18 protein-coding genes are annotated in these 18,086 nt (G+C 66.9%); 7 read left to right on the top strand and 11 right to left on the bottom strand.

All coding sequences use genetic code 11. The features are described 5' to 3' along the window. Positions 1-32: 32 nt before the first annotated feature. From panE to ACZK45_RS20935, 4 genes are all read right to left on the bottom strand, one after another. On the bottom strand, positions 33-971 hold the full coding sequence (gene panE, locus ACZK45_RS20950) for a 2-dehydropantoate 2-reductase (protein ID WP_125895743.1): 939 nt from the start codon (positions 969-971) through the stop codon (positions 33-35). Positions 972-1,272: 301 nt separating this feature from the next. Then, the gene (locus ACZK45_RS20945) at positions 1,273-2,040 is read right to left on the bottom strand and encodes a hypothetical protein (protein WP_154354870.1); all 768 of its coding nucleotides are present in this window, start codon (positions 2,038-2,040) and stop codon (positions 1,273-1,275) included. Between the two features lie 518 nt (positions 2,041-2,558). Beyond that, positions 2,559-3,350: an ABC transporter permease gene (locus tag ACZK45_RS20940; RefSeq protein ID WP_010482250.1), complete on the bottom strand. Its 792-nt coding sequence runs from the start codon at positions 3,348-3,350 to the stop codon at positions 2,559-2,561. Next, entirely contained in the window at positions 3,347-4,315 is a 969-nt protein-coding gene (locus ACZK45_RS20935; protein ID WP_478445210.1) for an ABC transporter ATP-binding protein, read from the bottom strand. The genes ACZK45_RS20940 and ACZK45_RS20935 overlap by 4 nt, the downstream gene beginning before the upstream one ends. A gap of 84 nt (positions 4,316-4,399) precedes the next feature. On the opposite strand from ACZK45_RS20935, the gene ACZK45_RS20930 reads away from it, so the two are divergent. After that, entirely contained in the window at positions 4,400-5,149 is a 750-nt protein-coding gene (locus tag ACZK45_RS20930; protein WP_006401061.1) for a ferredoxin--NADP reductase, read from the top strand. A 90-nt stretch (positions 5,150-5,239) separates the two neighbouring features. Here the strand turns inward: ACZK45_RS20930 and ACZK45_RS20925 are convergent, their stop codons facing one another. From ACZK45_RS20925 to ACZK45_RS20915, 3 genes are all read right to left on the bottom strand, one after another. Then, positions 5,240-6,415, bottom strand: coding sequence for a lytic polysaccharide monooxygenase (locus ACZK45_RS20925; protein WP_006401059.1), 1,176 nt, complete (start codon positions 6,413-6,415; stop codon positions 5,240-5,242). Between the two features lie 178 nt (positions 6,416-6,593). Beyond that, a complete protein-coding gene (locus ACZK45_RS20920) occupies positions 6,594-7,766 on the bottom strand; it encodes a lytic polysaccharide monooxygenase (protein ID WP_478445209.1) in 1,173 nt (390 codons plus the stop codon). A gap of 233 nt (positions 7,767-7,999) precedes the next feature. Further along, positions 8,000-8,485, bottom strand: coding sequence for a DUF1203 domain-containing protein (locus ACZK45_RS20915; RefSeq protein WP_180838689.1), 486 nt, complete (start codon positions 8,483-8,485; stop codon positions 8,000-8,002). A 154-nt stretch (positions 8,486-8,639) separates the two neighbouring features. Between ACZK45_RS20915 and ACZK45_RS20910 the strand changes: the two genes are divergently transcribed. The 4 genes from ACZK45_RS20910 to ACZK45_RS20895 all read left to right on the top strand — a co-directional run bounded on the left by ACZK45_RS20910 (position 8,640) and on the right by ACZK45_RS20895 (position 13,361). After that, a complete protein-coding gene (locus ACZK45_RS20910; RefSeq protein WP_478445208.1) occupies positions 8,640-9,842 on the top strand; it encodes a GGDEF domain-containing protein in 1,203 nt (400 codons plus the stop codon). A gap of 68 nt (positions 9,843-9,910) precedes the next feature. Further along, a complete protein-coding gene (locus tag ACZK45_RS20905; protein ID WP_197615696.1) occupies positions 9,911-11,437 on the top strand; it encodes an alpha/beta hydrolase in 1,527 nt (508 codons plus the stop codon). Further along, on the top strand, positions 11,434-12,180 hold the full coding sequence (locus ACZK45_RS20900; protein WP_478445207.1) for an ABC transporter ATP-binding protein: 747 nt from the start codon (positions 11,434-11,436) through the stop codon (positions 12,178-12,180). The genes ACZK45_RS20905 and ACZK45_RS20900 overlap by 4 nt, the downstream gene beginning before the upstream one ends. Then, complete coding sequence (locus ACZK45_RS20895; RefSeq protein ID WP_478445206.1) at positions 12,177-13,361, top strand: ABC transporter permease; 1,185 nt, start codon at positions 12,177-12,179, stop codon at positions 13,359-13,361. The genes ACZK45_RS20900 and ACZK45_RS20895 overlap by 4 nt, the downstream gene beginning before the upstream one ends. Positions 13,362-13,394: 33 nt before the next feature. Here the strand turns inward: ACZK45_RS20895 and ACZK45_RS20890 are convergent, their stop codons facing one another. Beyond that, on the bottom strand, positions 13,395-14,093 hold the full coding sequence (locus tag ACZK45_RS20890) for a transposase (protein WP_478445205.1): 699 nt from the start codon (positions 14,091-14,093) through the stop codon (positions 13,395-13,397). Between the two features lie 101 nt (positions 14,094-14,194). Further along, positions 14,195-14,992 carry an AraC family transcriptional regulator gene (locus ACZK45_RS20885; protein WP_478445204.1) on the bottom strand — a complete coding sequence of 266 codons (798 nt, stop codon included), beginning with the start codon at positions 14,990-14,992 and terminating at the stop codon, positions 14,195-14,197. A gap of 77 nt (positions 14,993-15,069) precedes the next feature. Between ACZK45_RS20885 and ACZK45_RS20880 the strand changes: the two genes are divergently transcribed. Beyond that, positions 15,070-15,324, top strand: coding sequence for a hypothetical protein (locus ACZK45_RS20880; protein ID WP_478445203.1), 255 nt, complete (start codon positions 15,070-15,072; stop codon positions 15,322-15,324). An 84-nt stretch (positions 15,325-15,408) separates the two neighbouring features. Here ACZK45_RS20880 and ACZK45_RS20875 read toward each other — a convergent pair whose 3' ends face one another. After that, positions 15,409-16,410: an energy transducer TonB gene (locus ACZK45_RS20875; protein ID WP_125895406.1), complete on the bottom strand. Its 1,002-nt coding sequence runs from the start codon at positions 16,408-16,410 to the stop codon at positions 15,409-15,411. A 201-nt stretch (positions 16,411-16,611) separates the two neighbouring features. Next, a complete protein-coding gene (locus tag ACZK45_RS20870) occupies positions 16,612-17,241 on the bottom strand; it encodes a TIGR00645 family protein (protein WP_478445202.1) in 630 nt (209 codons plus the stop codon). Positions 17,242-17,351: 110 nt separating this feature from the next. Between ACZK45_RS20870 and ACZK45_RS20865 the strand changes: the two genes are divergently transcribed. After that, on the top strand, positions 17,352-18,041 hold the full coding sequence (locus ACZK45_RS20865) for a glutathione binding-like protein (RefSeq protein WP_032129128.1): 690 nt from the start codon (positions 17,352-17,354) through the stop codon (positions 18,039-18,041). Positions 18,042-18,086: the final 45 nt, after the last annotated feature.

The raw sequence follows: 18,086 nt of genomic DNA, 5'->3' as shown, positions 1-18,086 counted from the left end.
CGCGGGCAGGGCGTTGGCCTGCGTCGTATCGCTCACGCGCTGCGCAGCGCCTGGTAGGCCTGCAGGCTGCTGTAGGCGACCTGCAGCAGCAAAGCTTCCTGGTCGGCCTTGCGCGCGCGCGCCAGCATGTCGCCGACGATCTGCTCGGCTTCCACCTGCTGGCCGGCTTCCAGGTCTCGCAGCATCGATGCCTTCAACGCAGAGCCCGCCTGGGTGAGGGTGCCGCGTGCGGTGTCCTGCGCGGCATCAGGAATCGGTTCACCGGCAGCCTCGGCCACGGCCAGGCACTCGTCGTACAGGCCACGCACGATCGCCTCGCCATCATCGGTGGCGACGATGCTGCCGATATCCGCGCGCAGCAGGCAGGTCGCGGCGGCCAGCGCGGTCAGGAAGGTGTACTTGATCCACTGTTCCTGGCCGATGTGCTCGCTGGCCAGGTGATCGAGGTTGGCCTGCGCGCAGGCGGCGGCGAAGGCACGCATGCGTTCTGAGATGGCACCGCCGTCGCGCTCGCCGAAGGTGAGCTTGGCCGGCTTGCCCAGGTGCAGCACGGCGCCGTCGGGGGCCTTGGTGGCGCTGATGAAGCATAGGCCACCGAGCACAGCGTCGCGGCCGAAGCGCAGGTCCAGCGCGTTGTAGTGATGCAGGCCGTTGAGGATCGGCAGCACGGTGGTGTTTGCGCCCACGGCCGGAGCGATGGCATCGATTGAGCTGTCCAGGTCGTAGGCCTTGCAGCTGAGGATGACCAGGTCGAACGGCTTCTGTGCGGCCAATGCGGGTAGCGCATCGGCGGTGACGTGCTGCACCGGGAAGCTGGCATCGCCGAGTGGGCTGCGGATGACCAGGCCGTCGCGGTCCAGCTGGGCGGCGCGTGCGGGGCGCACGAGGAAGGTCACATCTACGCCGGCCTGAGCCAGGCGACCGCCGAAGTAACCGCCGGTACCGCCGGCGCCGAGGATCAGGATGCGCATTGCACGTTCACCGTTTTCTGGGGAATCAGGAGTGCGATTGTGCCGGAGATTGCGGCCAACGGCGGAGCCCCTCGTGGTGGAAGAAGCACAAGCCGTGCCTGGTCGGGCGGTCCGGGTGCGCGGGGGACGCCGCAAGTACGTCCGTGTAGGCTTGGCCGCCGCATCCATGCGGCGGACACCCCCGCGCACCCGGACCGCCCGACCCCTGACAGTTTCCGGGTGCGGCCACCACGGAAGACAGATCAGGAGCGAAAGCGGGTCGCTCGCTGCGCTCGCTGCGCTCGCTCGTGTGGAGCGGTGCTCAGGGCAGTTGTTCGCTGAAGTCTTCGGTGTAGCCCAATAGCAGTGTGGTGCGGTTGGCCAGCGTTGCAGCCAGTTGTGACCACGTGTCGTGCGTTCCGGCCGCGTAGACGCGCTGCAGGTCCGCGACCAACGCGCTCGCCTCTGCAGGCGACGGTGCGCGGTCGCGCTGGAAGCCGAGCCACGACGCACCGAGTCCGAACAGGCGGTAGCCGTATCGCTGCTGAAGGTGCCGGATCAGGGCGTGGTTCTGGAAGAGGTCCCAGTCCGCGCTGAAGTAGCCGTTGGGCAGGGCGGCAATCAGCAGGTCATCGCGGGCCACGGGTACCTGCTGCACGCAGACCACGTCATCGATGATGAGATCCGGCTTCGCATTGGCGGCGACCAGCGCCTCGATGTCTTCGTCGCTGCACATCAACGTACCCGCCAGCGCTGTCCACTGCAGCCGATGCGTGGAATGCTCAAGCTGCGCGACGACGTGCGCCAGCAACCGCCCGCGTGCCGCCAACGCATCTTCCGGCGTCGCCGGGTCTTCGTCCTCGTACAGCGCGATGCGTTCGTCATCGGACGCGTGCATGCTGGTGTAGCGGCACTGGCCGACATCGTCGAGCGTGCATAGATAACGATGAAGGGGATCAGCCGCCTGCAGCGAGGCCAGGCAACCGAGCACCTCATCCAGCGTAGGCGAATCGCTCAGCAGGACGTGGCTGAACGCATCGATCGGACCATCCGACACGGCCTTGTCCAACGGAATGGAAGTGATCTTCATCGCCACAGCCTAGCCGTAATCCGAAACGAAAAGAGCCAAGCATCGGCTTGGCTCTACAGGAACGCTTCATCCACGCATGGCGTGGATCTACCGTGTCGACCAAGGTCGACACCTACCAGCAGCAGCGGAGAACGCTGTCCCGACAGATCGCAGAAACCTGTCGAAGGCGGGGTGGGTCCGGTTGCGGGGGCGTGAGCCGCATGGGCCCGAGGCATGCCTCGGGCGGGTTGGGCAGGACGCCCAACCCAGGTCTTGCCGTGTGCGCAGGACAGCGCACACGAGCAAGCGGCGACCGAGCTTACATGGGTGAGGGCGCTTTGCTTGCGAAGCATTGCTTCGCAAGCGCCCGAACGCACAGCCGCCAGCGGCTGGGCCGGGCCCCGGAGGGGGACTTGCAGCGTCCCCCGCAACCGGATCCACCCCGCCAACCCACGGAATGCCAGCTTTTGACGTTGCCGTAGAAGTTGACGTTGACGTTGATTCGGCGGGTGCAGGGCCGCAGGCCCTGCAGGCAACCCTCAGCTGCGCATGCCCACGCCACGGCGCAGCAGCCACAGCGCCAGCGCCGTCAGCACCACCACGAATCCGATCATCAGCCCGTAGGCCACCGGCAGCGGCACATCGCTGCTGCCCAGCAGGCCATAGCGGAATGCATTGACCATGTAGAAGATCGGATTCGCGTGCGTGGCGGCCTCGGCCCAGCCCGGCAGCAGCTTCACCGAATAGAACACGCCACCCAGGTAGGTCAGCGGGGTCAGGATGAAGGTCGGCACGATCGCCACGTCATCGAACTTCTTCGCATACACCGCGTTGATGAAACCGGCCAGCGAGAAGATCGTCGCACCCAGGATCACCGTGGTCAGCATCACCAGCGGGTGCGGGATGCGCACCGGGGTGAAGAACATCGCGATGATCAGCACGATCACGCCCACCATCAGGCCGCGCAGCACCGCACCGGCCACGTAGCCCCACAGGATCACCCAGTTCGGCATCGGGCTGACCAGCAGCTCTTCCACGTGGCGGCCGAACTTGGCGCCGAAGAACGAGGAGCTGATGTTGCCGTAGCTGTTCTGGATCACGCTCATCATTACCAGGCCCGGCACGATGAACTGCATGTAGGTGTAGCCGCCCATGTCCCCCACGCGCGACCCGATCAGGTTGCCGAAGATCAGGAAGTACAGGGTCATGGTGATCGCCGGCGGCACCAGGGTCTGGCCCCAGATGCGCATGATGCGGGCGACTTCGCGGCGCACGATGGTCATCAGTGCGACGCGGTTGCGCTGGCCGTCGGTCAGCTCGGTGGTGCTCATGCAGGCTTCTCCAGGTTGCCGGTGAGGCGCACGAACAGCTCCTCCAGGCGGTTGCTCTTGGTACGCATCGAACGCACACGGATACCGGACTCGTTGAGCGTGGCAAACACGCGGTTGAGGTCCATTGCGCGCGGCATGTCGATGTCCAGCGTGTGCGGGTCCGGTGCGGTCAGCGTCGCGCCCTCGATCACCGGCAGCTGCGCAGGCAGGTCACCGTCGATGTCCAGCAGGAAGCCTTCCACGTCCAGCTTGGCCAGCAGGGTGCGCATCGGCCCCTGCTCGACGATCTGGCCATGATTGATGATCGCCAGGTGGCGGCACAGGTACTCGGCTTCTTCCAGGTAGTGCGTGGTGAGGATGATCGTGGTGCCGGCGGCGTTGATCTCCTTCAGCACGCGCCACATGTCGCGGCGGATCTCGATGTCCACGCCGGCGGTCGGCTCGTCCAGGATCAGCAGGCGCGGGCGGGTCATCATCGCGCGGGCGATCATCAGCCGGCGCTTCATGCCGCCGGACAGCGTGCGGCTCATCACCTGCGCCTTTTCCCACAGGTGGGCGCGCTTGAGTTCCTCTTCGGCACGCTGCTCGGCTTCCTCGCGCGGCACGCCATAGAAACCGGCGTAGTTCACCAGGATGTCGAAGGGCTTTTCGAACAGGTTGAAGTTGATTTCCTGCGGCACCAGCCCGATCAGGCGCATGGTGGCGCTGCGGTTGCGCACCAGGTCGCTGCCGAACACTTCCACCTGGCCCTCGCTGAGGTTGACCAGGGAGCTGATGATGCCGATCAGGGTGGACTTGCCGGCACCGTTGGGGCCGAGCAGGGCGAAGAAGTCGCCCGGGGCCACTTCCAGGGAAACCCCCTTCAGGGCCTGGGTGCCGTTGTCATAGGTCTTGCGCAGGTCGCGCACGCGCAGGGCGGGCGCCGTATCGTTCAGGGAAGCCAAGCTCGAAGCCTTCGCGCCCATGGGCTGGCGCTGGAGAGGGGCGGGGAGGGGCTATTATAGAAGACCCCGAGGGCTTGCCCCGGCTACACACTGTCCCGAAAAGTCGTGCCTGTTCAATTCCCCCTCAAGCTGGTCGGCTGCCGCATGCTGGCCCCGACCGTCGGCCACTACCAGTTCGTGCGTGACGATGGGCAGCCGCTGGATTTCCAGCCCGGCCAGTTCATCCAGGTCCATTTCAGCTACGCCGACGGCACCGAAACCAAGCGCAGCTACTCGCTGGCGACCATCCACGACCACGCGCTGGGCCCGGGCGAGGCGGTGGATATCGCGGTTAGTTTCGTACCCGGCGGCGCCGCCACGGCCCTGTTCGAGGCACTGCAGCAGGGCGGCCAGATCAGCGCGTCCGGCCCCTACGGCCGCTTCTGCCTGAATCCCGGTGACCACAACGCCCGTTACCTGCTGATTGCCACCGGTACCGGCGTCACCCCGTACCGCTCCATGCTACCGCTGCTGGAAAAGGCCATGGCCGAGCGCGGTGTGCAGATCGTGCTGCTGCAGGGCGCGCGCAGCCCGGGTGAGCTGCTGTACAGCGAAGACTTCTACAGCTTCGCCGAAAAGCATCCGAACTTCCGCTATGTGCCGTGCCTGTCGCGCGAACTGCCGGCCGATCCGCACCCGGACGTGCAGCACGGCTACGTCCAGCAGGCGCTGTCCGGCTTCACCCCGGACCCGGCCACTGACATCGCCTATCTGTGCGGCAACCCGGACATGGTCGATGCCTGTGCCGAGCTGCTCAAGGCCGCGGGCCTGGGCAACCCGCAGATCCGCCGCGAGAAGTACGTCAGCAGCAAGTAAGCCAGGGTAGTGCCGGCCGCTGGCCGGCAACCCCATGGCGCCTTGAAATGCTCACCGGAGGCGGCATCACGCCGCCCCCGGTGCCCTGCCTCAGTACGCGATCCAGGCGTCGCGCCAGGCAAAGCCGGTACCCGGGCGGTAGGCATCGGCGTTGATGTTGCACCATGCACCTTCCGGGAACGGGCGGCAGGCATACAGCTTGCCGTCGGTGCCCTTCACCACGGTCTCGCCCGGCTTGTAGCTGCCGAGGCCGGCCGGATACACGAAGTCGAAGTCGCCGCCCGGCGGATCGACCGGATCGATCGGGCCCGGACCGGGTACCTGGGTTTCCAGCTGGAAGCGGTTGCCCGGCTTCAGGTACACGCGGTTGTCGGTGGCCGAGGCGACCGGCGTGATCACGCCGTTCTTCATCACACCCACGCGCGCGTGCTGTGCGCTGGCGTTGACCTTGCGGGCCAGGGCCAGCGGCCACTGCGTCGGGCTGGTCTGGCCAGCGGCCAGCTTGGTTTCCACGCGCTCCAGGTCGTTGCCGTTGGCATTGAACACACGCAGGGTCACGGTGCTGTCCACGTCCAGTGCGCCATTGGCGGTCACCGCGCCGGCATCCTGCCACTGCGGCGGCGGAACCACGCCACCGCCACCTTCGAAGCGCACGTCCATGCAGGTGTAGAACGCTTCCTGCGAATCCGAGCGCTGCCAGGTGTTGTAGATGATGTGCTGGCCACTGCGCTTGGGCAGCGGGCAGTCCAGCTTGTAGACACCGCCTTCGGACAGCGGCACGTTGCCCAGGGTGCAGAATTCCTGCAGGTCGGCCCAGCGCAGCGGGCTGCCCGGCTGCCAGCCGTCACGGGTCACGTAGAACTTCCACTCTCGGGTGGCGTGCGGCGCCGGCGCCAGGAACTCGAAGGTGTAGCGGCCACGCGAATCGGCGCGCACCGGCGTGGTCGGCCAGTCGCTGCGATTCAGATCGAGGCCGCGGTACTTGGGGATGCTGGCGCTGCACAGCTCGCCATCGCGCACCAGGTCGCGGTGGTTGCCATTGGCGTTGCCGTGGGCGATCGCGCTCCAGTCATAGAACGGCTGCGCGCCGCCGATGGCCTTGGCCGCGGCACAGGCCGGGTTGGTCGGGTTTTCCGGATTGCCTTCGTGGCACTGCTTCACGCGGCTGAGCGGCTTGGACATGGTGCCGTGGGCGAGGGCGCTGCCGGACAGGGCCAGGCCGGCAACGACGGACAGAGCGAGGACTGCCCGGTGGGACAGGTGCATGCAGGAACTCCTTTGCGAAGTGTGGGAAACCTCGCGCAGTCTTCACATGCAGGGCCGTCGGCAACATCGGACAAGTTTGAAATCGATGGCGGCTGTGTTCGATCTGCAACACGGTGCTCACTGTGCCGCCATCCGGGCGAAAGGCGGTGCACTGTGCACCGCCTCCCGCATCACTGCCTCAGTACGCGATCCACGCATCGCGCCATGCTGCACCCACGCCCGGCCGGTAGGCTTCGGCGTTGACGTTGCACCATGCACCTTCCGGGAACGGGCGGCAGGCATACAGCTTGCCGTCGCCGCCCTTCACCACGGTCTGGCCCGGCACGTAGCTGCCGATACCGGCGGGATACACGTGGTCGAAATCACCGCCCGGTGATGGCGTGCCGGGGTCCGGCACCTGGGTATCGAGCTGGAAGCGGTTGCCGTTCTTCAGGTACACGCGGTTGTCGGTGGCCGAGGCGGAGGGCGTGATCACACCGTTGTTGAGCACGCCCACGCGCGCATGCTGGGCACTGGCATTGACCTTGCGGGCCAGCGCCAACGGCCACTGCGCGGCCGCAGTCTGGCCACTGGCCAGGGTCGCTTCCACGCGTTCGACGTCATTGCCGTTGGCGTTGAACACGCGCAACGCCAGGGTGGTGCCGACCGGCAGCTCGCCGCGTGCGGTGACCGGGCCGGCATCCTGCCATTGCGGTACCGGCGGGGTGCCGCCACCTCCACCTTCAAAGCGCACGTCCATGCAGGTGTAGAACGCTTCGGTTGAATCCGAGCGCTGCCAGGTGTTGTAGATCACATGCTGGCCGCTGCGCTGCGGCAGCGTGCACTGCAGCTTGTAGGTGCCATCGGCCGACAGCGGCGTGTTGCCCAGCGTGCAGAACTCCTGCAGATCGGCCCAGCGCAGCGGGCTGCCCGGTTGCCAGCCGTCGCGGGTGACGAAGAAGCGCCAGTCACGCGTGGCGTGCGGCGCGGTCGCCTTGAACACGAAGGTGAACTTGCCATTGGCATCAGCCTGGATCGGCGTGGTCTGCCAGTCACTGCGGTTCACATCCAGCCCGCGGAAGGTCGGGTTGTTGCCGCTGCACAGCTTGCCGTCGGGCACCACGGCCTGGTGGTTGCCGTTGGCATTGGCCTGGTTGATGCCATTCCAGTCGTAGAACGCCTGCGAACCGCCCACCGCTTTCGCGGCGGCGCAGGCCGGGTTGGTCGGGTTCTCCGGATTGCCCTGGAAACAGGCATAGACGCGGCTGACCGGCGTGGTCATGGTGCCGTGGGCGAATGCGTTGCCGGCCAGGCACAGGCCCGCAGCGGCGAACGAGGTGGCCAGCAACAGCGGTGTGGATCGGAATGACATGGCGCTTCCTTGTGGTCGTCGAAAGAGAACGGTGACCGCAGGAGCTGCGCTGCACGGCGGACTTTCGGCGGCACCACAGCGAGTATCGAGTCGCGATGCAGGGTGCGGAACCACCGAAGCGCCGATCCGTGACTGGGGGTGTGAAGCCCTTCCCGCAGGCTTCACGCGGGACTGAACGGATGCGTTGGCCATCACGTCTTCGGCGTGGCATCGATCACGTCGTGGAGATCCTGCTACGTCGCCGGCATACCCACCCGATCTGCCTGGCACGAGAAGCAGCCGTGGGCCGCGTTGTGCAGTTGCACGAAGGCCACGGCAGGGTCGGCAAACAGCGCGTCCAGCCGGGCGGCAACATCAGTGCCCGCGCTGATCTCTGCGGCCAGCATCAATGCAGCGTGGTCATAGGCGCGCAACGAGATCGTACGGCGCTGTACATAGGCGGGTACCTCACCCGGCGGCAGCACGCAGCGCGTTACGCCACGCTGCACGAAGATCGGGCCCGAGGCGTGATAGGGCGAGTGCAGCGGCAGGTGCACATGGGACAACAGCAGCAGCTCGCTGCCGCTGGGCGGATCGCTCAGGCCGATCCGGCAGGGGTGTCCTCCTGTTTCGCCGGCCCAGCGACGCTGGATGCCCAGCGCAGCCAGCGCGGTGTCACTCTTCTCGAACAGGTGCTGGAAGGGGCGGTGGTCGAGGCCACCGAGGTACCACGCATGCATGGGCGTCTCCTTGGTTTTCCCCGGATTCTGCGCACGCACCGGCCGTCATGCTCGCCGTTTTCAGACCCGGCATCGCCATCGGGCCAGGCAGTGCCACGGGGATCGCACCGCAAGGCGCTAAGATGCGCGCGCCGCCCCGGCCGATGAGCGCCGCATGTCCCTGGATTTCCCCACCATCACCGTGCTTGGCTTCCTGCTCTGCATCGGCATTGCGGTGGGGTTCTCATTGCTGCTGGTGGTGCTGCGCGGGCAACCGGTGCTGCGCCTGTGGACCGCCAGCCTGTGGCTGCTGACCCTGGGCGTGACCCTGCTGGCGCTGCGCCCCTACCTGCCGTTGGCGCCGGCCATACTGGCCGGGAATGCGGCGATGGCCGGTTGCGCGGTGCTGATGCTGCGCGGCGTGGCGCTGCATCTGGAACAGCCGCTGCCGCTGTGGCGGCCGTTGTTGTTGGCGGCCGCGTTCATGGCCTGCATCTTCGCCTTCCTGGTGTTCTGGCCGGACCTGGGCGTGCGCCTGCAGGTGTTCAGTGTGTTCACGCTGCTGGTCGATGGCTGGATCGCCTGGCTGCTGCTGTGGCATGCCCCCGTACAGCAGCGCACCAGCTGCCGTCTGGCGGCGGCGGTGTTCCTGGCCGAGGCGGCACTGTACGCGGTGCGCCTGTTCCTGCCGGTGGCGCCCGATGCCGGTGAGGACATCATGCGCACCGGCACGCCGATGTTCGTCACCTACATTGCCGGGGTGATGCTGGAGCTGGCGCGATGTTTCGCGATGGTACTGCTGCTGGTCGAGCGCATGCTGGTCGATCTGCGGCGTGCGGCACGCACCGATGGCCTGACCGGGCTGCTCAACCGCAGCGCGGTGCTGGCCGATGGCCAGGCGCAGTTGCAGCGGCTGCGTCGGCAGGGCCGGCCGCTGGCCCTGCTGCTGGTCGACGTCGATCACTTCAAGCAGATCAACGACCGCTGGGGCCACCTGGCCGGTGACCAGGTACTGCGTCACTTCGCTGCGCTGCTGCAGCATGGTTTGCAGGGCCACGACACGCTGCTGGGCCGCTACGGTGGCGAGGAGTTCGTGCTGGTGCTGGCCGGCAGCACACAGGGCGAAGCGATGGCGTGGGCCGCGGCGATCCGTACCGCTCTGCAGCAGAAGCCGGCGCGGCTGGGCACCGGGCCGGTGACGGTCACCGCCAGCATCGGCCTGGCCATGGACGACGGCCATGGCGACCTGTCCACGCTGCTGGCAGCGGCGGATGCGGCGCTGTACCGGGCCAAGGCCGCAGGCCGCGACCGCCTGGCCTGCGCCACGCCCGCGGAGATTTCGCGTCTGCCCATCGCCGACGACGCCGTGCCCGTGTAAGTTGAGTCACATCTTCCGCGGCAGCCCGTCGTGGTTGCCAGGAACGTCCTCCAGGGGAAACGAGCACGATGCAAAGACACCACCTCGCGTTGGCCGCAGCGTTGGCCAGCCTGATGCTTGCCGGTTGCAGCCAGTCACCGTCACCCGGCGCTGAAAGCGCCAGCGATGCACCCAGCCGCCGTTTCGGCACGATCGACTTCCAGCCCTGCACGCTGTCCACCGAAGGCGCCAGCGCCAACGTGGAAGCGCAGTGCGCCACCCTGCAGGTGCCGGAAGACCGGGCCCAGCCCGATGGCCGACGCATTGGCCTGCGCATCGCCTGGCTGGAATCGGGCAGCAGCGGCTCCAGCCAGCCCGACCCGGTGTTCTTCCTGGCCGGTGGCCCCGGCCAGGCGGCCAGCGAAGTGGCGGTCATCGTCGATACCGCGCTGCGCCAGGTGCGCAAGCAGCGCGACATCTTCCTTGTCGACCAGCGGGGTACCGGTGGCTCCAACCCGCTCAGCTGCCTCGGCGCGGACGGCAAGGACCTGCAGATGGACGAGGACGCCGCTCCCACCGAGGCGTCGCTGCGCGACTACGCGCAGCGCTGCGCGGCCTCGCTGCAGGGGCGTGCCGATGCCCGCTTCTACACCACCACCGAAGCCATCGCCGACCTGGATGCGGTACGCCAGGCCTTGGGCGTGGACCGGATCAACCTGGTCGGCGGCTCCTACGGTACCCGCGTGGCCCAGCGCTATGCCGGTGCCTATCCGCAGCACACCCGCAGCATCGTCATCGATGGCGTAGTGCCCAATGAACTGGTGGTGGGCGGCGACTTCGCCACGACGTTCGAGGATGCGATCGCCCTGCAGTCGGCGCAGTGCCGCAAGGATGCCGCCTGCAGCAAACGCTTCCCGACCGACACCCGCGCGCAGCTGCGCAGCGTGGTCGAGACCCTGCGCCGTGCGCCGGTCTCGGTGGAGTATCGCGACCCCGGCACCAACCAGACCCGGCAGGATGTGCTGAGTCCGGACAGCGTGATCGGCCTGGCGTTCGCCTTCTCCTATGTGCCGCAGTATTCCTCGCTGCTGCCGCTGGTGCTCGATGAAGCCGCGCATGGCCGCTATGCACCGCTGGCGTCGCTGGCACGCGGTGCGAACCGCAGCATGGATTTCCAGATCAACCGAGGCATGCAGTGGTCGGTGATCTGCAGCGAGGATGCGCCGCGTTACAAGGCGCCGGCCGAGGACCCGGAGCGACTGTTCGGCAACGACGTGGCCAGTGCCTTCTTCGCGGCCTGCCCGGTATGGCCGCACCAGCCGGCGCCAGCGGCCAATGCCGTGCCGCTGCGCAGCGACGTACCGGCGCTGCTGCTGTCCGGTGAACTCGACCCGGTGACGCCACCACGCTATGCCGAACAGGTCCTCAAGGGCCTGCCGAATGGCCGCGCGCTGGTCGCCCGCGGCCAGGGCCACGGCACGCTGAGTGCCGGCTGCATGCCGCGCCTGCTCGGCCAGTTCATCGACAAGACCGATGCCAAGGCGCTGGATGCCGGCTGCCTGGACACGCTGAGCTACGTGCCGGCGTTCACCTCGTTCAACGGATGGGAACCATGATCGTCGCCGACAACCTGCACAAGGCTTTCGACACCCGCACCGGCCGCATCCAGGCGGTCTCCAATGTCGGCTTCCGCGCCGAGGACGGCCGCATCACCGGCCTGCTGGGCCCCAATGGTGCCGGCAAGACCACCACCATGCGCATGCTGTACACGCTGATGACCCCGGACCAGGGCAGCATCAGCGTCGATGGTGTCGATGCCGCACGCAATCCGGTGGAAGTACGCCGCCACCTTGGCGTGCTGCCCGATGCGCGTGGCGTCTACAAGCGCCTGACCGCGCGCGAGAACATCGCCTACTTCGGCGAGCTGCATGGCCTGTCGGCCGAGCGCATCCGCGAACGCATCGAAGTGCTGTCGCATGCCCTGGACATGGGTGACATCCTCGACCGCCAGACCGATGGCTTCTCGCAGGGCCAGCGCACCAAGACCGCGATCGCCCGCGCGCTGGTGCACGACCCGCGCAACGTCATTCTGGATGAGCCGACCAACGGCCTGGACGTGATGACCACGCGCGCACTGCGCCGCTTCCTGCTGGACCTGCGCGAAGAGGGCCGCTGCGTGATCCTGTCCAGCCACATCATGCAGGAGGTGGCCGCGCTGTGCGATCACATCGTGATCATCGCCAAGGGCACGGTGATGGCTGCCGGCAGCGCCGATGAACTGCGTGCGCAAGCCGGCGAATCCAACCTGGAAGACGCGTTCGTGAAACTGATCGGCAGCGAAGAGGGCCTGCACGCATGAGCATGATGTCGACCCTGATGACGGTGATGCGCAAGGAACTGCGCGACCTTTCCCGTGATCGCCGCACGCTGCTGCTGACCCTGCTGTTCGGGCCGCTGCTGTACCCGGTGCTGCTGCTGGGCATGGGCAAGCTGGCCGAGAGCCGGGTACGCACCCAGATCGAGCAGCCGCTGCAGATTCCGACCATCGGTGCGGAGAACGCCCCCAACCTGGTGCGTTTCCTCGCCGCGCAGGGGCTGAACACCGCACCTGCACCGAAGGACCTGGCCGAGGCCATCCGCAGCCAGGACATCGACGTGGCGCTGCGCATCAGCGATGACTTCGGCAAGGACTGGGCCGATGGCAAGCCGGCGCTGGTGGAGGTGATCAAGGACAGTACCCGTCGTGCCGCCGAAGTGCCCAGCGCACGTCTGGAGGCGGCACTGGCCACCTACAACGGCCAGGTGGGGGCACTGCGATTGATGGCGCGTGGCATCGACGCGCAGGTGGCGCGGCCGCTGGACGTGGCACGCCAGGACCTGGCCAGTGCCGAGGCCAAGCGCGGCATGATCCTGTCGATGCTGCTGCCGGTGCTGCTCACGCTGACCTCGTTCATCGGCGGCGCCTATCTGGTGATGGATGCCACCGCCGGCGAGCGCGAGCGGCAGTCACTGGAACCGCTGCTGGCCACGCCCGGCTCGCGCAGCGCGATCGTCAGCGGCAAGATCGCGGCTGCCTGCGTGGTCGGCTTCGTGTCGTTGCTGCTGACCCTGGTGGCGTTCAAGGTGAGCGCGCAGATCGCGCCTGGCAACATCGGCCGCCAGTTCAACATGAACGTTGCCTCGATGCTGCAGATGCTGCTGGTGATGCTGCCGATGCTGATGATCGGCACCTCGCTGCTGACCTTCCTGTCGGCCGCGGCCAAGAGCATGAAGGAAGCGCAGAGCCACATGACCTGGCTGATGCTGTTGCCGATGATGCCCGGCTACGCGCTGGTGGCCTATCCGCTGAAGAGCGAGCTGTGGCAGTACGCCGTGCCGTTCCTGTCGCAGAACCAGATGCTGTTGAAGGTGATCCGCCACGAGACCATCACGCCGTCGGTCTGGGCCATCTATCTCGGTGCCAGCCTCGGCCTGGCCGCACTGCTGTGGTTCGCCGCCGTGCGCCGTTACCACAACGAGCGCCTGGCGATCTCGGGCTGACTGCAAAAGGGGACGGAGGGGATTAAGTCGTTTTTAACCCTCCGCCCCCTTCTTCTGAGGGCGCCCCCGCTTGCGCAACACCACGGGGCGGCCCAGTGTCTGTTCCACCATCCGCAGGTAAGCTGCATTTCCCAACGGATGCTGCCGGGCACTGTGCGCGCGTATTGCCGGCAGGTCGGCGGACGCGTTCACGTCCCGCAGGAACTGCGCATAGAGCGTCGTCCGCTGTCGCTTGGTCGAGGCCAGTGCCTGAAAGGCGGGGTGTTCTGTCAGCATCGGATCATCGCGGCGCTGCAGGTTTCCATGCACGCTCGACCATGGGTGATCTTCCGGGGCGCCTGTCATGCCTGCACGAACCGGATTGAGTTCGATGTAGCGATAAACGCTGAGCAGATAGGCGTCGCTGTCCACCATCGAAGAATGGAAGCGGCCCTGCCAGAGTGGTCCGCTGCGCTCATGCCGCTGATTGAACGCCTGGACATAGTTGTTGCCCTGCATCCGCATCGCGTTGGCCAAGCCGGCCTGAGTGGAGGGTGTGGCCAACAGATGGACGTGATTGCCCATCAATACATAGGCATGCAGCGCGACCTGATGCTTCAGGAAGGCGCTGTGCAAAAGGTGCAGAAACAGCTGGCGGTCGATATCGTCAACGAAGATCGCCCCCTTGTTCACACCGCGCTGGGTTACGTGATACGGCTGTTCGGCCAACATCAGGCGTGCTTGTCGAGGCATGGCAGTTCAGGGGGTTCAAGGAATCATCAGCCTGCCGCCTCCGTGACCGCGAAGGGCATCAGGCGATGCCGCGAGTTGATGTGGGGGAGGGCAGAAGCGACTTAATCCCCTCCGTCCCCTTTTCCATACCGCGCAGGCGTCACCCCCATCTCGCGCTTGAACACGGCGATGAAGGCACTGGGTGTGTCGTAGCCCATCGACAGCGCGACGCTGATCACCGGCTCGCCGGACAGCAGGCGTGGCAGTGCCAGCAGCACCCGCAGGCGCTGCCGCCACTGGCTTGGCGACAGGCCGGTCTCGGCCAGCCAATGGCGGGCGAGGCTGCGGCTGGACAGACCGCTGCTGGCGGCCCAGTCCTCGATGCTGCGGTTGTCGTGCGGTGCGCGCGCCAGTGCGGCGGCAAGTTTCTGCAGTCGCCGGTCATGCGGTTGTGGCAGGGCAAGCGGCAGAGGCGTGCTGGCGGCAATCTCATCGGCGATCACACCGGCCAGTCGTGCCTGTGTGGCATCCAGTGGAACATGCGGCCACTGCAGCGCCCGAATCACCGCGGCCTGCAGCAGCGGCCCCGGCTGGAAGATGCGAGGGGCTACAGGCAGGTCGGTGCAGGCCTGCGCGCTGAAGTACAGGCTCCAGCCGTCGAACGCACTGGTACTGGCCAGAGCGTGGGGCAGCGAAGGCGGTATCCAGGCGACATGACCCGCCGGCAGCAGCCAGTGCAGGTCGCCGACCTCGATCCGCAGCAGGCCCTGATGTGCACCCAGCAGCTGCCCACGTGCGTGCTGGTGGCGTGCCGTGCGGCGCGGAGCCGGCAGGCGCAGCTGCGCCCCCAGCAATGCAGGCCCGTCGGCGGCATTGGCCAACGCCGGGTCAATCAATGCGGTGGTTGTCTGATCTGCCATATCGATTGGCAGTTATACGGCAGAAACGTCGCGTCCGGGCTCCGACACTGGAGCCCACTTCAACGGAGCGCTTCCCCATGCAGCCACAGGACATTCTTCCCGACCATCAGAACGACGTGCAGGTGAACGGCATCACCGTGCGCAAGGGTAGCGTGGGTGCTTTCCTGGCCAGCGTCCGCGACTGGCAGGATCCCGCCAGCGATGATGCCACCCGCGCCACTGCCGAAGCCGACCTGCGTGCGTTGCTGCCCGACCTGCATGTGCTGGGCCTGTTCCAGGTGCTGGCCGCGCGCGATCCGGCGTTGCAGCGCCTGATTGATGGCGCTGCCTGAAACGGACAAGGCCCGGACGGACCGGGCCTTGGCGTCATGGAGGTGGCAGAAACGACTTAATCCCCTCCGTCCCCTTTTTTGCGGTCAGCCGCCCGGTGCGAATACCAGGGTGCGGCGGGTGGTGACCGGCGCGTTGACCGGCTCGAAGCGCCAGCGCTTGACCGCGTTCAGGGCTTCGCGGTCGAAGGTCCGTCCCGACGTCGCGCGCAGCACGCGGGCGCTGACCACTGAGCCGTCGGTACCGACGGTGATCTCCACCAGCACTTCGCCCGACGTTCCCGAACGCAGTGCCTCGGCCGGATAGCGCGGCGCCGGCGTGCTGACCGGGCGGAGGGTGGGAGCTGCCGCGGCGGCTGCCTGGCGTGCGGCGCTGGCCTGTTGGGCGGCGGCCTGCTGCTGTTTCTGTTCGGCATCGCGACGGGCCGCGGCCTGGCGCTCCGCCTCCTGGCGCTCGTTGTCGCGGCGTGCGGCATCCTGCTGCGCGGCAATCTGCTTGGCCGCATCGGCTTCCTTGGCGCGCTGCTCGGTCAGGCGCTGCTGTTCGGCCTGCTGCTTGGTCCGGTCTTCGGCGTCCTTCTTGGCCTTCTCGGCTTCGGTCTCGCTGCGCTTGGCCGCATTTTCCACGCCCTTGGCCAGGCCTTCCTTCAGGCGCGGCAGGGCGGGAGCGGAGGCGTCCACCTTCTCGATCAGTGCCACCAGGCGCTGCGCCTCGGTGTAGTCCTCGCGGCCCAGGTGCTGCTCGGCGGCGATCAGGGTGTAGGGCAGCAGGTCGGTCAGCGCGCTCTTCACCGACGCGTCGTCCGGTGTCTTGTCGCGCAGGGCGAGGTAGTACTCGATGGCGTTGTCGCCGGCCGGCGCGTACATGCGGTTCTCGCGCAGTGCCTGGCTGGCCGATTCACGCAGCTGTTCGGTGCCCATGGACTGCACCTTGGCGGCGACCACCGGTGCGGCCGGTGCAGCAGCGGCGGGTGCGGCGGCCGGGGCCGGTGCTGCAGATTCTTCCTTTCCCGAGCAGGCGGCCAGCGCCAGTGCCAAAGCAACCGGCAGCCACCGGCGCGCGGCGGTGATCGTTGAGACGTGCGACATCCTGCTCCCCTCTAGAAGACGACGTGACGTAAATCATTGATACGCATGGCCGGGACCTGTGGTCCGGGCGCGGAACGATGACGTTTCCCGACGCCACCGCCGGCAACGGCGAGGGTGCAATCTAGCATCCCGGCCACCGCCGCGTACAAGGGGCAGGGGCCGGGATGGGGCAGCGGCGAAGGATCGCTGCCGGTTGCCGCATCAGTGGTCGTGCGACTTGCTGTGGCTGTTGGACATCAGCTTGTCGGTCCAGGCAATACCGATCGCCGACAGGATGAACACGCAGTGGATGATGGTCTGCCACAGCACGCCTTCCTGGGTCATGGTCGTGCAGGTATCGACACCAGCGTTGTAGAAGCTGGTCGAAGCCGACGACACTGCTGCTGCCCATTGTTCCGGCTTGCACAGCGGCAGTCCCTTCAGCGCGCTGGTGGCGATGAAGGTCTTCAGCAGGTGGATCGAGGAGATGCCGATGATCGCCATCGCCAGCTTCACCTTCAGCACGCTGGCGTTGACGTGGCTCAGCCATTCCGGCTGGTCCGGGTGGCCTTCCAGGCGCAGGCGCGAGACGAAGGTCTCGTAGCCGCCGACGATCACCATCACCAGCAGGTTGGAGATCATCACCACGTCGATCAGGCCCAGCACGATCAGCATGATCTGCTGCTCGCCCATCGACACCGAGTGCGAGATCAGGTGCCACAGTTCCTTGCCGAACAGGAACACGTAGACGCACTGCGCCACGATCAGGCCCAGGTACAGCGGCAGCTGCAGCCAGCGCGAGGCGAAGATCAGCGAGGACAACGGGGACAGGGGGCGAGGACTGTGGCTCATGCAGGACAGTGCGTTTCGGGGGAGCCGCGAGGTTACCGGCCCGTCGTGACGGTGCCAACCCAACTCTCGCACTAGACTTCAGGTTCCTTTCCGCACCCCGAGCCGCCGCCATGATCGACCTGTATTACTGGCCCACCCCGAACGGCCACAAAGTGACCCTGCTGCTGGAAGAAGCCGGCCTGGAGTACCGCATCCATCCGGTCAACATCGGCTCGGGCGACCAGTTCAAGCCGGAATTCCTCGCCATTTCGCCGAACAACAAGATGCCTGCGATTGTCGACCACGCCCCGGCCGATGGCGGCGCCCCGCAGAGCGTGTTCGAGTCCGGCGCGATCCTGCTGTATCTGGCCGAGAAGACCGGCCAGTTCCTGCCCAGCGACCCGCGCGGCCGCGTCACCACCCTGGAGTGGCTGTTCTGGCAGATGGCCGGCCTGGGCCCGATGAGCGGCCAGATGGGCCACTTCAATGTGTATGCGCCGGAGAAGATCCCGTATGCGATCGAGCGCTATGACAACGAAGTGCGCCGCCTGCACGGGGTGATGGACAAGCGCCTGGCCCAGCACGCCTTCCTGGCCGGGGACGCGTACACCATCGCCGACATGGCCAGCTACCCGTGGATCGGCGCCTACGACAAGCTGCCGGTGGATTTCGCCGCGTTCCCGAACCTCAAGCGCTGGCACGAAGCGATTGCTGCACGCCCGGCCACCCAGCGCGCCTATGCCCTGCGCCAGCAGGTGAACCCCAACGCCGGCAAGCCGCTCAGCGACGAAGAGCGCAAGCACCTGTTCGGCCAGCGTTGACCCGGAACGGTGGGTGCCGACCGTTGGTCGGCACGCCTCATGGGC

The sequence above is a fragment of the Stenotrophomonas sp. 63632_Sma genome (assembly GCF_056482875.1).
Note: the sequence above shows the minus strand (reverse complement) of the source record. Positions and strands in the feature narration are given on the sequence as shown.